14 protein-coding genes are annotated in these 14,131 nt (G+C 70.4%); 3 read left to right on the top strand and 11 right to left on the bottom strand.

The annotated features are described in order from the left end of the window. Positions 1-12 precede the first annotated feature (12 nt). The 8 genes from ABCR83_RS07510 to ABCR83_RS07475 all read right to left on the bottom strand — a co-directional run bounded on the left by ABCR83_RS07510 (position 13) and on the right by ABCR83_RS07475 (position 8,331). Entirely contained in the window at positions 13-621 is a 609-nt protein-coding gene (locus ABCR83_RS07510; protein WP_462694041.1) for a class I SAM-dependent methyltransferase, read from the bottom strand. Beyond that, the gene (locus ABCR83_RS07505; protein WP_462694040.1) at positions 618-1,271 is read right to left on the bottom strand and encodes an HAD family hydrolase; all 654 of its coding nucleotides are present in this window, start codon (positions 1,269-1,271) and stop codon (positions 618-620) included. The genes ABCR83_RS07510 and ABCR83_RS07505 overlap by 4 nt, the downstream gene beginning before the upstream one ends. Continuing rightward, positions 1,268-2,011, bottom strand: coding sequence for a tyrosine-protein phosphatase (locus ABCR83_RS07500; RefSeq protein WP_462694039.1), 744 nt, complete (start codon positions 2,009-2,011; stop codon positions 1,268-1,270). The genes ABCR83_RS07505 and ABCR83_RS07500 overlap by 4 nt, the downstream gene beginning before the upstream one ends. 99 nt (positions 2,012-2,110) lie before the next feature. Beyond that, on the bottom strand, positions 2,111-2,509 hold the full coding sequence (locus ABCR83_RS07495) for a nuclear transport factor 2 family protein (protein ID WP_462694038.1): 399 nt from the start codon (positions 2,507-2,509) through the stop codon (positions 2,111-2,113). 70 nt (positions 2,510-2,579) lie between these two features. Beyond that, positions 2,580-4,745: a 3-hydroxyacyl-CoA dehydrogenase NAD-binding domain-containing protein gene (locus tag ABCR83_RS07490; protein WP_462694037.1), complete on the bottom strand. Its 2,166-nt coding sequence runs from the start codon at positions 4,743-4,745 to the stop codon at positions 2,580-2,582. A gap of 43 nt (positions 4,746-4,788) precedes the next feature. Further along, positions 4,789-6,003: an acetyl-CoA C-acetyltransferase gene (locus tag ABCR83_RS07485; protein ID WP_462694036.1), complete on the bottom strand. Its 1,215-nt coding sequence runs from the start codon at positions 6,001-6,003 to the stop codon at positions 4,789-4,791. Positions 6,004-6,028: 25 nt separating this feature from the next. Beyond that, complete coding sequence (locus ABCR83_RS07480; RefSeq protein ID WP_462694035.1) at positions 6,029-7,171, bottom strand: acyl-CoA dehydrogenase family protein; 1,143 nt, start codon at positions 7,169-7,171, stop codon at positions 6,029-6,031. Beyond that, complete coding sequence (locus ABCR83_RS07475) at positions 7,168-8,331, bottom strand: CaiB/BaiF CoA transferase family protein (protein WP_462694077.1); 1,164 nt, start codon at positions 8,329-8,331, stop codon at positions 7,168-7,170. Before ABCR83_RS07475 ends, ABCR83_RS07480 begins: the two co-directional genes overlap by 4 nt. Before the next feature lie 175 nt (positions 8,332-8,506). On the opposite strand from ABCR83_RS07475, the gene ABCR83_RS07470 reads away from it, so the two are divergent. Next, the gene (locus ABCR83_RS07470; RefSeq protein ID WP_462694034.1) at positions 8,507-8,887 is read left to right on the top strand and encodes an effector-associated constant component EACC1; all 381 of its coding nucleotides are present in this window, start codon (positions 8,507-8,509) and stop codon (positions 8,885-8,887) included. 5 nt (positions 8,888-8,892) lie between these two features. Then, on the top strand, positions 8,893-11,607 hold the full coding sequence (locus ABCR83_RS07465; protein WP_462694032.1) for a caspase, EACC1-associated type: 2,715 nt from the start codon (positions 8,893-8,895) through the stop codon (positions 11,605-11,607). Between the two features lie 6 nt (positions 11,608-11,613). Here the strand turns inward: ABCR83_RS07465 and ABCR83_RS07460 are convergent, their stop codons facing one another. The 3 genes from ABCR83_RS07460 to ABCR83_RS07450 form a co-directional block, all read right to left on the bottom strand. After that, a complete protein-coding gene (locus tag ABCR83_RS07460) occupies positions 11,614-11,982 on the bottom strand; it encodes an MmcQ/YjbR family DNA-binding protein (protein WP_462694031.1) in 369 nt (122 codons plus the stop codon). A gap of 54 nt (positions 11,983-12,036) precedes the next feature. Then, positions 12,037-12,963: a dihydrodipicolinate synthase family protein gene (locus ABCR83_RS07455; RefSeq protein WP_462694030.1), complete on the bottom strand. Its 927-nt coding sequence runs from the start codon at positions 12,961-12,963 to the stop codon at positions 12,037-12,039. Between the two features lie 69 nt (positions 12,964-13,032). After that, on the bottom strand, positions 13,033-13,731 hold the full coding sequence (locus ABCR83_RS07450) for an endonuclease V (RefSeq protein ID WP_462694029.1): 699 nt from the start codon (positions 13,729-13,731) through the stop codon (positions 13,033-13,035). Between the two features lie 50 nt (positions 13,732-13,781). Here ABCR83_RS07450 and ABCR83_RS07445 point away from each other — a divergent pair, with 50 nt between their 5' ends. Further along, positions 13,782-14,084 (top strand): YciI family protein, encoded by a 303-nt coding sequence (locus tag ABCR83_RS07445; RefSeq protein WP_462694028.1) that lies wholly within the window; start codon positions 13,782-13,784, stop codon positions 14,082-14,084. The last annotated feature ends 47 nt before the right edge of the window (positions 14,085-14,131 follow it).

Here is a 14,131-nt window from a genome sequence, read left to right as displayed (position 1 = left end):
GGTGGACCCGGCCTACGCCTCGCAGCGCTGCAGTCCGAGATAGCTCCAGCGAACCTCCCCGCGGCCCAGGTGGTCCGCTCCCCCACTGTGGTGGACGACCTCGAGGCCGAAGTCCGCGGCCAGTGCGATCGTTTCCTCCGCCGATACATCGAACATCCGCCGCCCCACGGGCACCGGGCCATGGCGGAGGGACATCACCACGCGTCCCCCGGGAGCGAGCAGGGCGGCCATGCGCTCCATGGCCGACCGCCGCTGCACGCGGTCCAGGTGCATCCAGACGGCAGTGAGAAGAATCAGGTCGAAGCGCTCACCGCGGCCGCTGAGGGCCGGCAGTTCGGGCAGGGCGTCGTCGACCCAGTCGATGTCCTGGGCCGGGTGGAGGCGTTGTGCGTGGGCGCGGAGTTCCGGGGTGGGCTCCGCCGCGACGACCGCGTGACCCAGGTCGGCCAGGGCGGCCGCGTCGCGGCCCGTGCCGGCGCCGATGTCCAGGATCCGGCTGGGTTTTGCGGGAAACAGATGGATCGTTTCGCTGTGCACCTCGGAGAACGACACGCTCTCATATTGCCGGGCGAGCTTGTCGGCCTCTTCGCCATATCCGGCGGTACCGGTCGTCGTCCTCATGAGAACTCCCCCAGCAGGGCCGGGAGTTTGCGCATGTCGTCAAAGACCACGGTGTCCGGCCCTTCGAGCCAGTGTGCGGGGGTGAGACCGCCCGCATAACCCAGGGAGCGCATTCCCGCGGCGCGGGCCGCCCGCACACCGTATTTGCTGTCCTCGACCACCACACAGGCCCGGGGCGGGACCCCCAGGGTGGCCGCCGCATGCAGAAACAGGTCGGGGGCGGGTTTGCCGTGGGCGACCTCGGTGGCGCTGAATATCCGGCCGTCGAAGCGGTGGTACAGGCCGGTGTTGCCCAGTGTGTGGCGCATCTTCTGGTGTGTGCCGCTGGAGGCGACGCAGGTGGGGAGGCCGATCTCGTCGAGGGCCTCGGCGATTCCCTCGACGGCGGTCAGTTCCGCGTCGACCGCCTCCCGGTGCAGGGCCTCGAACCGCTCTCCCCAGACGGTCGCCGCATGGGGCCCCAGCTGGGCCGCGACCTCCGCGCCGATGGACGTACTGGAGCGGCCCAGGAACCGCTCGATGACCTCCTGTTCGGTCAATGGCCAGCCCAGCTCCGCGCCAATGCGCACATTGATGCGGGCCGCAATGGGTTCGCTGTCGACCAGCACTCCGTCGCAGTCAAAGATGACCAGCTCAATCGGATTGTTCACACGGACCTTCCGGAGTCGAGGAGTTGGCTGCGGAGCCGGCCGATCAGCGCGTCATCGGCCCCGAGCCGGTCGATGGCATAGCCGTGCACCGAACCGTATGCGGTCGTCAGATCGGCAAGGAAGAGACGCATGATGTCCGCCGGGGCCCGGCCATATGCGGGCCACTTCAACACCCGGTCCGGATGGGCAGCCTTCCAGTCGGCGACCAGCCGGTCCGTGGCGAGTTCGGTGAGTGCGAAGTCCGCGACGATGTCATCCTCGGAAACGCCCAGCAGGGCGAGGACCAGCGCGGCCAGCAGCCCCGTTCGGTCCTTGCCCGAAGCACAGTGGAACACCAGGGGGCCGCTGTCGTCGGAGGCGATGACCTCCAGGGCGGTGCGGAGTTCCCCGGCTCCGTCTTCGGCGACTTCCGCATAGCGGTCGGCGAGGAAACGCCAGGGGTCGATGCCGGGGTCGGTCTCCGCCTGGTCATAAGGGCGGTGCTCAATGCTGAGGTTGTGGTAGCGGAGTCCCTCGTATTCGGGAACGGCGCCCTTGGCCGCTATCTCCCAGGGATAGCGCAAGTCGATGACCGTGCGCACACCGAGTTCCAGGAAGCGCTCCCGGTCCGCCCCTTGCAGCTTGCCGAGAGAATCGGACCGGAACAGCTGGTTCCAGCGCACCGAATGGCCATCGGCGGTGTGATAGCCGCCCATATCACGGAAGTTGTGGAGGTGCTCGAACTCCAGATGTCTCTTCACCTACCGGACCCTACGACACACTTGTCCCGCCGTCGAAGGGTGACTGATCACATCGCCGGGCCCGGCAGAACTCCGGGACCCGGCCGATGACGAAGCAGCTCAGGCCACGTTGAAGGCCCGGGCGAGGGCGAGGCTGTCCTCGAAGGTGATGTAGCGGACGACCTTGCCGTTCTCCACCGAGAGGTGGAAGGCGAAGGGCGAGTCGAATATCTTGCCCGTCGCCTTCACCACCTGCCGCATATGGCCGATGATCACTGCTTGATCTCCGTCCACCAGCAGATGCTGCACCGTGAACTCATCTCTCCCCAGGTGGTCGGGGAGCGTCCGGAAGAATTCGACGGCCTCGGCCCGCCTGGTGCGCCGCCCGGCCCATGGCACCACCTCGGCACCATAGATGTTCCAGTCGACTTCGTCGGCGATCAGCTCGGCCAGGCCGTCGAAGTCACCGCTGCCCACGCGCCGGAAGAATTCTTCGACGACGGTACGGGTCTCGCTCACGGGTATTCCTTATGACTCGTGGTTGATGATGCGAGAACGACAGCGTCGGCCATGGCCGGAACTATTCCCGTCAGTCGCCGAACGGCTCTTTCCGTTCCGCTTTCGCCACCAATGACGCGGGCGGATCGAAGCGTTCGCCATAGGCCGCCGCCAGTTCGCGGGCCCGCGCCACAAAGCCGGGCAGGCCGCCCCGGTATCCATTGATGTACTGCAGTGCGCCGCCCGTCCAGCCCGGAAATCCGATGCCGAGGATGGAGCCGATGTTCGCGTCGGCGACCGAGGTGAGGACGTTCTCCTCCAGGCAGCGGACCGTGTCCAGGGCCTCGGCGAAGAGCATCCGCTCCTTGATGTCCGCAAAGGGGATCGAGGCGTCCGCCGACCCGAAGTGTTCGGCCAGGCCCGGCCACAGGCCGGCCCGCTCGCCGTCCGGGTAGTCGTAGAAGCCCGCGCCACCGCTGCGGCCCGGGCGGCCGAACTCGTCGACCATGCGGTCGATGACGGCGTCGGCGGGGTGGGCGGTCCAAGTGCCGCCCGCCGCCTCGACCGCCCGCCTGGTCTCCTCGCGGATCTTGCGCGGGAGGGTGAGGGTCAGCTCGTCCATCAGGGACAGCACCTTGGCGGGGTACCCGGCCTGGGCGGCGGCCTGTTCCACCGAAGCGGCGGGGATGCCCTCGCCGACCATGGCGACGCCCTCGTTGATGAAGCGGCCGATGACGCGTGAGGTGAAGAAGCCCCGCGAGTCATTGACCACGATCGGTGTCTTGTGGATCTGGCGGACCAGGTCGAAGGCGCGGGCCAGGGCCTCGTCACCGGTCCGCTCGCCCTTGATGATCTCGACCAGCGGCATCTTGTCGACGGGCGAGAAGAAGTGCAGGCCGACGAAGCCGGCCGGGCGCTCGACGCCCTCGGCGAGCAGGGTGATGGGAAGGGTGGAGGTGTTGGAGCACAGCAGGGCGTCCGGCTCGACGAGGTGCTGGATCTCCTGGAAGACCTTGTGCTTGAGGGCCGGGTCCTCGAAGACGGCCTCGATGACGGCATCGCAGCCGGCCAGGTCGGCCGGGTCGGCGGTCGGAGTGATGCGGGCGAGGAGTTCCTCTCGCTTGCGCTCGGTGGTCCGGCCCTTGGCCAGTGCCTTGTCCAGGAGCCCCGCGGAGTAGCCCTTGCCCTTGCGGGCGTTGTCGATCGAGACGTCCTTGAGCACCACCTCGATGCCCGCGCGGGCGCAGGCATAGGCGATGCCCGCGCCCATCATCCCGGCGCCGAGGACGGCGACCTTGCGCACCCGGCGCGGCTCGGTGCCCGAGGGGCGGCTGCGGCCCGCGTTGACGGCCTGGAGGTCGAAGAAGAAGGCCTGGATCATGTTCTTGGCGGTCTGGCCGGTGACCAGGTCCACGAAGTAGCGGGACTCGATGGTCTGCGCGGTCTCGAAGTCGACCAGGGAGCCCTCGACGGCGGCGGCCATGATGTTGCGCGGCGCGGGGTAGGGGGCGCCCGCGGTCTGCTTCTTCAGGTTGGCCGGGAAGGCCGGGAGGTCGGCGGCGAAGCGCGGACTGGCCGGGGTGCCGCCGGGGATCCGGTAGCCGTCGGTGTCCCAGGGCTGGCGGGACTCGGGGTGGGCCTCGATGAAAGCGCGGGCCTTGCCGAGCAGGTCGTCGGCCGAGTCCGCCACCTCGTGGACGAGCCCCGCCGCCAGGGCGCGGCGCGGGTCGTACCGGTTGCCCTGGAGCAGGACCTTGAGCAGGGCGTCGGTGATGCCGAGGAGGCGTACCGTACGCGTGACCCCGCCGCCGCCCGGGAGCAGGCCCAGGGTCACCTCGGGCAGGCCGATCCTGGAGCCGGGGGCGTCGAGGGCGATGCGGTGGTGGCAGGCCAGGGCGATCTCATAACCGCCGCCGAGGGCGGCGCCGTTGATGGCGGCTACCACCGGCACGCCCAGGGTCTCGATGCGGCGCAGATCGCGCTTGACGGTCTGGACCGTCTCGAACACGGGCCCGGCCTGGTCGCGGGTGACGGCGATGAGCTCGCGCAGGTCGCCGCCCGCGAAGAAGGTCTTCTTGGCGGAGGTGACGATGACCCCGCGGATGCCCGCCCGCTCGGCCTCCAGACGGTCGGCGGTCGCGGTCAACGACGCCTGGAAGGCGCGGTTCATGGTGTTGGCGGACTGATGGGGGTCGTCCAGGACGAGGGTGACGATGCCGTCGCCGCCCTGCTCCCAGCGGATGGCGCTGTCGCTCATGTTCGGGGTCTCCAAGGTGTGTGGTGGGCGTGCGGACGGGGCGTCACAGGCGCTCGACGACGGTGGCGATGCCCATGCCGCCGCCCACGCACAGGGTGATCAGGCCGTAGCGCTGGTCCCGCCGCTCCAGCTCGTCGATGACGGTGCCCAGGAGCATCGCGCCGGTGGCGCCCAGCGGATGGCCCAGGGCGATGGCACCGCCATTGACATTGATCTTCTCCAGATCGGCTCCCATCTCCCGGGCGAAGCGCAGCACCACCGCGGCGAAGGCCTCGTTGATCTCGATCAGGTCGATGTCGTCGATGGTCAGCCCGGCCTTGGCGAGGGCCTTGCGGGTGGCCGGGGCCGGTCCGGTGAGCATGATGGTGGGCTCGGAACCGGAGACCGCGGCGGAGACGATCCGGGCCCGGGGCGTCAGCCCATGGCGTTCGCCGGCCTCGCGGTTGCCGATGGCGACCAGGGCCGCGCCGTCGACGATGCCGGAGGAGTTGCCGGCGTGGTGGACATGGTCGATCTTCTCGACCCAGTGGTACTTCTGCAGGGCCACCGCGTCAAAGCCGCCCAGATCGCCGACCGTGGCGAAGGACGGCTTGAGGGCGGCGAGCGTCTCCACGGTGGTGCCGGGGCGGAAGTGTTCGTCGCGGTCGAGGACGACCAGACCGGCGCGGTCGCGCACCGGCACCACGGAGCGGTCGAAGCGGCCCTCCTTCCAGGCCGCGGCGGCGAGTTCCTGGGAGCGGGCGGCGAAGGAGTCGACGTCGTGGCGGGAGAAGCCGCCGATGGTGGCGATCAGGTCGGCGCCCACGCCCTGGGGGATGAATCCGGTGTCGAGGTTGGTCATGGGGTCGCCGAACCAGGCGCCGCCGTCGGAGGCCATCGGCACCCGGGACATCGACTCCACACCGCCCGCGAGGACCAGGTCCTCCCAGCCGGAACGGACCTTGGCGGCGGCCAGGTTGACGGCCTCCAGGCCGGAGGCACAGAAGCGGTTCTCCTGGACGCCCGCCACGGTGTCCGGCAGTCCGGCCGCGATGGCGGCGATCCTGGCGATGTCGGAGCCCTGTTCGCCGATGGGGCTGACCACGCCGAGCACGATGTCGTCGATGGCGGCGGGGTCCAGGCCCGGGAAACGGCGCCGGAGTTCATGGATCAGGCCGACCACGAGGTCGATGGGCTTGGTGCCGTGCAGGGCGCCATTGGCCTTGCCGCGACCGCGCGGGGTGCGGATCGCGTCGTATACGTACGCTTCGGTGCTCACGGTCGAAAGCCTTTCGGGGAGTGGGTCACGCAAGGAGGGAACGGCCGATGATCTCTTTCATGATCTCGGTCGTGCCGCCGTAGATGGTCTGGACGCGGCCGTCGGTGAAGGCCTTGGCGACCCGGTACTCGGCCATATAGCCATAGCCGCCGTGGAGTTGCAGACAGCGGTCGGCCACCCGCTTCTGCAGTTCGGTCGCCCACCATTTGGCCATCGAGGCGTGCACGGCGTCGAGTTCACCCCGGTCGTGGTCAACGATGCAGCGGTCCAGGAAGGTGCGGGTGACGGCGCACTCGGTGGCCATCTCGGCGATCTCGAAGCGGATGTGCTGCAGCTTGGCCAGCGGGCGGCCGAATGCCTCGCGCTCCTTGACATACCGGGTGGTGATCTCCAGCAGGTGCTCGGACGCCGCAATGGCGGCGACGGCGATGCTCAGCCGCTCCTGGGGAAGGTTGTTCATCAGGTGGACGAAGGCGCCGTTCACCTCGCCGAGCAGGTTCTCCTTGGGCACGCGCACCTCGTCGAAGAACAACTCGGCGGTGTCCTGGGCCTTCTGGCCGATCTTGTCGAGGTTGCGGCCGCGCTCGAAGCCCGCCCGGTCCCGCTCCACGACGAACAGGCCGAGACCCTTCGCCCCGCCCTCCGGCGTCGTCCTGGCAACCACGATGACCAGGTCGGCGAGGATGCCGTTGGAGATAAAGGTCTTGGAGCCGGTCAGCCGCCAGTGGTCGCCGTGGTCGGTGGCCGTGGTCCGGATGCCCTGGAGGTCGGAACCGGCGCCCGGCTCGGTCATGGCGATGGCGCCGATGGTCTCACCGGCGCAGAAGCCGGGCAGCCAGCGCCGCTTCTGTTCCTCGGTGGCGAGCGAGGTCAGATAGGGGCCGACGATGTCATTGTGCAGTCCGACGGCGAAGCCCGCGGCTCCCGCCCGGACGAACTCCTCGGCGAGCACGACGCTGTAGCGGAAGTCGGGGTTGCCCCCGCCACCGTACTCCTCGGGGACGGCCAGGCCGAGCAGCCCTTGCCGTCCGGCCGCGAGCCAGGCGTCGCGGGAGACGATGCCGTCCTTCTCCCACTGCTCGTGGTGCGGGGTGACCTCCTTGGCCAGGAAGGTCCGTACCGTCTCGCGGAATGCCTGGTGCTCCGGCGCGAAGAGCTGGCGCTTCATGGCTGATGACCCTTCTGGTCAAGGGAGTCGACGCCCCAGTCCCGGGCGACCTCGGCGGTGTCGGCGCCCGGCAGTGCGGGCGGGCGGCGCAGGGAGCCGGGGGTGCGGGAGAAACGCGGGGCGGGGGCGGGCTGGGTGATGCCGCCGTGGTCGGTGAAGGTGCCGCGTGCGGCGAGGTGCGGGTGCCGGGGTGCCTCGCGCAGGGACAGTACGGGGGCCACGCACGCGTCCGAGCCCGCGAACACCTCGGTCCACTCGGCGCGGGTGCGCTGCCTGAAGCGCTCGGCGATCGCGGTGCGCAGCTCCTCCCAGCGCGCGAGGTCGTCACGGGCGGCGGCCACGGCCTCGATGCCCAGCAGCCGGGTGAACTCGGCGTAGAACTGCGGCTCCAGCGCACCCACGGCCATATGGCCGCCGTCGGAGGTCTCATAGGTGCCGTAGAAGGGCGCGCCGCCGTCGAGGAGGTTGGCCTCGCGGCGGTCCTGCCAGCTGCCCGCCGCCGTCAACGCGTGCAGCATGGCGGTCAGATGGGAGGTGCCGTCGACGATGGCGGCGTCGACGACCTGCCCGGTGCCGGTAGCACGGGCGTGCTGGAGGGCGGCGAGCACGCCGATGACGAGGTAGAGCGAGCCGCCCGCGTAGTCGCCGAGGAGGTTGGCCGGTGCGTGGGGCGGGCCGTCGGCCGCCCCGGTGAGCCCCAGTGCCCCGGTGATGGCGATATAGCCGATGTCGTGCCCGGCGGTGCGGGCGAGGGGGCCCTGCTGGCCCCAGCCGGTCATCCTGCCGTACACCAGCGCGGGGTTGCGGTCGAGGCAGGGCCCGGGACCGACGCCGAGGCGTTCGGCCACGCCGGGGCGGTAGCCCTCGAGCAGGACGTCGGCGCGCCCGACGAGGTCGAGCACGGTCCGCGGCCCCGACGGGGACTTGAGATCGACGACCACCGAGCGCTTGTTGCGGTTCGTGATGTCACAGCGCGGATCGATGTGCAGGCCGGGGCCGCCGGGGCGATCGACGCGCACCACATCGGCGCCCAGGTCGGCCAGGACCATCGCGGCGAACGGGCCGGGCCCGATCCCCGCGAGCTCGACCACCCGCACTCCGGCGAGCGGGCCGCTCCCCGGCGCCGCCTCGGGTGCTGTCCTCGGTGCCGTCCCGGCCATCCGGCCCCCAGGTCGTGTGCCCACGTCATATGGCGTCATGTGACAAGACTGCTGTAACACTCGCGATGCTAAGAACGTGTTCCAGTTTGCACAAGTCCCGGGCGGGGCGCGCTCGGCGGACCCTTCTTGTCGCTGTGTGTTGAAGCGCCGTCGCCGGTCGTACAGCATGGGTGTCGTGACGTCAGCAGATATTCCGGTCAGGCTCGTGCTCGACACGGGAGACGACGACCCCGAGTACGCCGAAGAGCAACTCCAGTACCTGATCGAGGAGCTGCGCGGGCTCGACCTGCCGAGCATCGACCGTGCTCCGCAGCCCCCGCCGCCCCCGGGCACCCGCGGCACGGGTTCGCTGGAGCTGGGCACTCTGCTGATCGGTGTCGGCGGCAGTGGAGCACTGTTGCCCGTGCTCGTCGGCCTCGTACAGGACTGGGTGAAGCGCAGGCGCTCCGGCACCGTCCGGCTGAAGCTCGGTGACGACGAGATCGAACTGACCGTGGTCTCCGACGAGGTGCAGCAGCGCGCACTGGAGGAGTTCCTCCGCCGCCACGGGGAGTGACCGCCGTGGCGAACCGCGCCCTGATCATCGCCAACAGCAACTATGACGACGGCCACTTCACCACCCTGCCGTCCGCCGCCGCGGATGCCGCGGAGCTGGAGGCGGTCCTGGGTGATCCGGACGTCGGCGGTTTCGAGGTCGGAACCCTCGTCGACGCCGATCAGCGAGCGGCGATGCGTGCGCTGGAGTCCTTCTTCACCCGGGCCGGGCGCGACGACCTGCTCCTGCTGCATCTGTCGCTGCACGGCTGGAAGGACATCCGCAACCGCCTCTACTTCGTCATGCGCGACACCGAGCGCGACTACCCCGGCTCCACCGCTGTCGCGGCGGACAAGGTCGGCACCTTCATGGGCGACAGCCGCTCCCGGCGCATCGTCGTCCTCCTGGACTGCTGCTACAGCGGGGCGTTCACCCTGAACGCGCTGCGGCGCGATGCCGGGACGGCCACTGTCGACATCGCCGAGCCCTTCGCGGGCAACGGCCGCGTCGTCCTGACCGCCTCCACCGCTCTGCAGTACGCCCATGAGGGCGAGCAGGACGTCCGCTACAGCCGTGCTCCCGCCCAGCCGTCCGTGTTCACCTCGGCTGTGGTCCGCGGCCTGCGGGACGGCTCCGCGGACCTGGACGGCGACGGCCTCGTCTCCGTCGACGAGCTCTACGACTACGTGCACGAACAGGTACGGCAGCGCATCGCCGGCCAGACCCCCACGCTCAGCGTGGACAGCGCCCAAGGCACGATCTATCTGGCCCGCAGCCCCCGGCACGGCGATGTCGACCAGCTCGCCGAGATGCGGGCCGCGGTGCTCGACGTCCAGCCCTGGAAGCGCATCGGCTCCCTCCACCTCGTCGAGCAGTTGCTCGGCAGCGTCCGCGAACCGACCCGGGACGCGGCCAGGGCGGCACTGCTCGGCCTCGTCGCCGACGCGGACCGCGAAGTCGCCCACCGCGCACGGCGGTTGTGGCACCAACGCGGACTGGGCGAGATACCCACGGCGCGGGCGCCACGGCCCGCCCGTCCCCCGGCGCACCGCCGGCCCGTCGGGAGCTCGGGTCCGGTGGTGGGCGTCGACTTCGGCACGACGAACTCGTCGATCGCGCTCCTCGAGGACGAGGATGTACGCCTGATCCCCAACGCGGAAGGCGCCCTCACGACGCCAAGTCTGGTGGCCATCACGGCAGACGGAGAAATCCTCGTGGGTACGGCTGCCAAGCGCCAGGCGATCGCGAACCCCGACTACACGGTGCGGTCCGTGAAACTGCGGCTGGGCACGGACTGGAGCATCACACGAGGAACGGTGCGGCTGACGGCGGAAGATGCCGCAGAGCTCATCCTGCGGCGGCTGCGGGAGGACGCGGAGGCATACGCGGGCCAACCACCCCGGCAGGCGGTCATGACGGTGCCGGCGAACTTCGATCTGGTCCAGCGAGCGGCACTGAAGGAGACCGCCCGCCGGGCCGGGCTCATCGTGGGCCGGATGGTCAACGAACCGACCGCCGCGGCGATCACGTACGGGCTGAACTACGGGCTGGACAGGGATGAAGAAGCCACCGTACTGATCTTCGATCTCGGCGGCGGTACCCTGGACGTCACTCTCATCGAGGTCGGTTACGGTGTGGCCGAGGTCAAGGCGACCTGCGGCGACAGCCATCTCGGCGGTGACGACTGGGACGAGCGGATCGTCCAGCACCTGCTGCGCCGGATGTGGGACGGATACGGTGCGGACCTCGCACAAGACATCCCGGCGCGCCAACGACTCCTGGAGGCGGCCGAGGCGGCAAAGGTGGAACTGTCGTCGGCGAGCAGCGCCACCATCCGCCTGCCCTTCCTGGCCTCCACAGCGGCCTTCCCCGTGCACCTCGAAGAGACCCTGACACGCGCCGAGTTCGAGCACCTGACCAAGGATCTGCTGGAGCGCTGCCGTCGGCCCGTCGAACAGGCCATCCGTGACGCCGGGATACAGCACTCCGAGCTCGACCAGGTGATCCTGACCGGCGGGGCCACGCGGATGCCGGCGATCGGTGAGCTGGTGCGACAGCTCACCGGTGGCAGACGGCCCTATCGGGGTCTCATCCCCGAGGGGATCGTCACCGGTGCCGCCCTCCAGGGAGGCGTGCTCACCGGGGGTTTCGAGGACGTGCTGCTCCTCGACGTGGTCTCGGCCTCGTTCGGCTTCGAGACCCATGACGGCACCGTGCTGAAGGTGATCGAACGGAACACCACGATCCCCGCTCGCCGCTGGGCGTTCGCCGCCACGAGCGGGAACGGCCGGACCACCATGACCGTGCACGTCGTCGAGGGCGAGAGCCCGACCGCCGCGGACAACAGGACGCTCGCGGTCCTCGAGATCTCGGATCTGCCCCAACACCCTCGGCACACTCCGCTGATCGAAGTCGAGCTGGACATCGACGCCAACAGCCTTCTGCACATCACGGCCAGGGAACTGCGGGGTCATACCCATGAACTGGCCGGCCGGGCGAGGGAACTGGCCGATGCCCGCGCTGCCTTGAGCCGCGTACGAAGCTCTGACGACCCGGAACACGAACGCCTGAGGGCGAGAGTGGCCGCGCTGGAGGCCAGGTCCTTCACCGACCGGAAGTGGCGGACGAGCGTCGACCGCTCCTCCACGACACGGGCCGCCGCCCTCGTACGGTCCTCCCGGTGGCAGGCCCTGCGCGGCCTCGCTCCGCTCGCCTGGGACGCTCCGAGGACAAGGCCGTGAGGTCACCTACGCGTCGAGTTCGGCGACGAGCCGCTTGGGCGCGATGGCCCGATAGCTCTCCTCGACCCAGTCGCACAGCAACTCGACCGGCGCGCTCCGCCCGCTCAGCGGAATGGACACCCAGCCCGCCCTCCCCAGCCCGTATCCCGTGGGGGCCGCGCCGGGCACGGCGAGCGCATGGTCGTGAGCCTCCTCGTTCTTCAGCTTGACGCTGATGCCGGGGGTCTCGGCGTTTCCCTCTGCCCCCAGGAAGACAAAGATCTTCTTGTTGACCTTGACGGCGGCGCCCTCCGCCCAGGGGAACTCCTCGACGGCACCGGGGAGCGAGAGCGCGAACTCGCGGATTCTCGCGCGAGCCTTGAGAGGAGTGGGCATAGGTGCCTCCGGGGTGCAGTGTCGAATGGGCTTACACGCTAGCCCCGGGCACCGTCAGAGCAGGCCCGCCGCCGTCAGGCGGGCGCGTACCGCCCGCACGGCGGCGTCGGACAGCGGCTGCCGGGGGACGGCGGTGGCGGGGCAGTCGATGACGCCGAGCAGCCGCAGGGCGGCCTTGAAGCCGCCGATCGCGGCGGCGCCACCGCTCATGACGGCCGGATCACCGGCCTCGACGAGCGCGAACAGGGCCGCCAGGCGGTCCTGTTCGGCGGCCGCCTCGGCCCAGCGGTGCGCTCGCGCATGCTCGTGGAGCCGGACGTATCCGGCGGGGTCGACGTTGCCCAGCCCGGGCACCACGCCATGGGCACCGGCCAGCAGCGCCGCGTCGACCGTCAGCTCGGAGCCGGTCAGTACGGAGAACGTGTCGCCGAGGCCGCGCTCGCGCAGGGCGACCAGCAGGCGGCGCAGGGCGCCGAGGTCGCCGCTGCTGTCCTTGAGCCCGGTGAGGGTGCGGTCCTCGGCGAGGGCGAGCAGGGTGGCGGCGGGCAGTCCGGTGTGGACGGCCGAGGGGATGTCATAGGCCACCAGGGGCAGGTCCACGCCCGCGCGGATGCGGCGGAAGTGATCGGCGATCTCGGTGGGGTGAGTGCCGGTGTAGAAGGGGACGGTGGCCACCAGGGCGTCCGCGCCGCCGGCCGCGGCGGCGCGGGCCTGGTCGAGGACCCGGGCGGTGGTCATGTCGATGACGCCCGCCAGCACCGGGGCCCGGCCGGCGACGGCCTCGACGACGGTGTGCAGCACGGTGCGGCGTTGGGCGTCGGTGAGGTGGGCGGCCTCGCCGCTGGTGCCCAGGGCGAAGACGGCCGCCGCCCCCGCGGCGAGCACATGCTCGACGAGGGCGGCGAGGGAGCGGGTGTCGATGTCGCCGGAGGGGGTGAGGGGGGTGCACAGGGGTGGGATCACGCCGGTCGGCTGGGGCATCGTCGGGCCACCTCTTTGTGGTCGGGTGCGCTGGCCGGTGCGGGTACCGCCGGCGGCCGACGGTACGCGTCAGCGCACCGCGTCCGCCAGGGCACGGCGGCACAGTGCGTCCGCCAGCCTCGTCGTTTCCGGCAGCCGGAAGCCGCGTGTCAGGGACAGCACCTGGGTACACGCGGTGTCGAGGTCCACCCGGTGCCCCACCGAGACGAAGACCGGCTTGACGCCCGCCCGGGTGCGCAGCGCGCGGCCGACCTCCTGGTCGCCGTCCAGCAGGGGCGAGGTGTCGCCGCGGTCCGGCCCCGGCTGCTCGTACCGGAAGGTGAAGGGGTTCTTGGCCACGCCGATGGCGGGCAGTCCGGTGAGCACCCCCAGGTGACTGGCCAGGCCGAAGCGGCGTGGGTGCGCCAGACCGTAGCCGTCGCAGAGGACGAGCCCCGGCTCGGCGGTCAGCCGCCCCAGCGCGGCCAGCACCGTGGGGATCTCGCGGAACGCCAGCAGGCCGGGTATGTAGGGGAAGGCCACCGGGCCGACCGCCGTCGCCTCCCCGACCACCTCGAGGGTCTGCGCGTCGAGTGCGACGGCCGCGGCGGCGACCACATCCCGCTCGTCGTCGTAGGCGACGTCGACGCCCACCGCCACCAGGGGCGCGCCCGGCCGCGGGCCCGGTTCGCCGAGCACCACGCGGCCGCGCAGCCGGTCCTGGACGGCGAGCGCCGCCGCCTCGGTGGTGGGCCAGTCGGGGGGCAGATCGTCGGACTTGTCATTCATAACGCGGCACGTTACGGGACGGGCTCCCGCGGCGACGTAGCCTGTCGATCATGTTCGTACTGGAGCTGACCTACATCGCGCCCCTGGAGCGCGTGGAAGCCGCGCACGCGGAGCATGTCGCCTGGCTGGATGCGCACTACGCGTCCGGTGTCTTCGTCGTCTCCGGCCGCAAGGTGCCGCGGGACGGCGGGGTCATCCTGGCGGTGGGCGACGACCGGGCGAAGATCGAGGAGATCACCAAGAGCGATCCGTTCAGCGTGGCGGGGGTGTGCGAGTACTCGATCACGGAGTTTGTGGCGACGAAGACCGCCCCGGCGCTGGAGCAGTACCGGCAGCAGATGCCGACCCGGTAGCGGCGGACTGGGTAGTCAAAGATTCATCCTTTCGGCCGGTGGCAAGT

This window comes from Streptomyces xingningensis (assembly GCF_054957865.1).
The sequence above is the reverse complement of the archived record's forward strand: the minus strand, read 5'-3'. Positions and strand labels throughout refer to the sequence as shown.

What these genes read in the sequence shown, in the direction of transcription:
- ABCR83_RS07460 (WP_462694031.1), bottom strand. Translation starts at nt 11,982, where the DNA reads ATGCCCACTCCTCTCAAGGCTCGCGCGAGAATCCGCGAGTTCGCGCTC.
- ABCR83_RS07450 (WP_462694029.1), bottom strand. Translation starts at nt 13,731, where the DNA reads ATGAATGACAAGTCCGACGATCTGCCCCCCGACTGGCCCACCACCGAG.
- ABCR83_RS07480 (WP_462694035.1), bottom strand. Translation starts at nt 7,171, where the DNA reads ATGAAGCGCCAGCTCTTCGCGCCGGAGCACCAGGCATTCCGCGAGACG.
- ABCR83_RS07510 (WP_462694041.1), bottom strand. Translation starts at nt 621, where the DNA reads ATGAGGACGACGACCGGTACCGCCGGATATGGCGAAGAGGCCGACAAG.
- ABCR83_RS07490 (WP_462694037.1), bottom strand. Translation starts at nt 4,745, where the DNA reads ATGAGCGACAGCGCCATCCGCTGGGAGCAGGGCGGCGACGGCATCGTC.
- ABCR83_RS07475 (WP_462694077.1), bottom strand. Translation starts at nt 8,331, where the DNA reads ATGGCCGGGACGGCACCGAGGACAGCACCCGAGGCGGCGCCGGGGAGC.
- ABCR83_RS07445 (WP_462694028.1), top strand. Translation starts at nt 13,782, where the DNA reads ATGTTCGTACTGGAGCTGACCTACATCGCGCCCCTGGAGCGCGTGGAA.
- ABCR83_RS07455 (WP_462694030.1), bottom strand. Translation starts at nt 12,963, where the DNA reads ATGCCCCAGCCGACCGGCGTGATCCCACCCCTGTGCACCCCCCTCACC.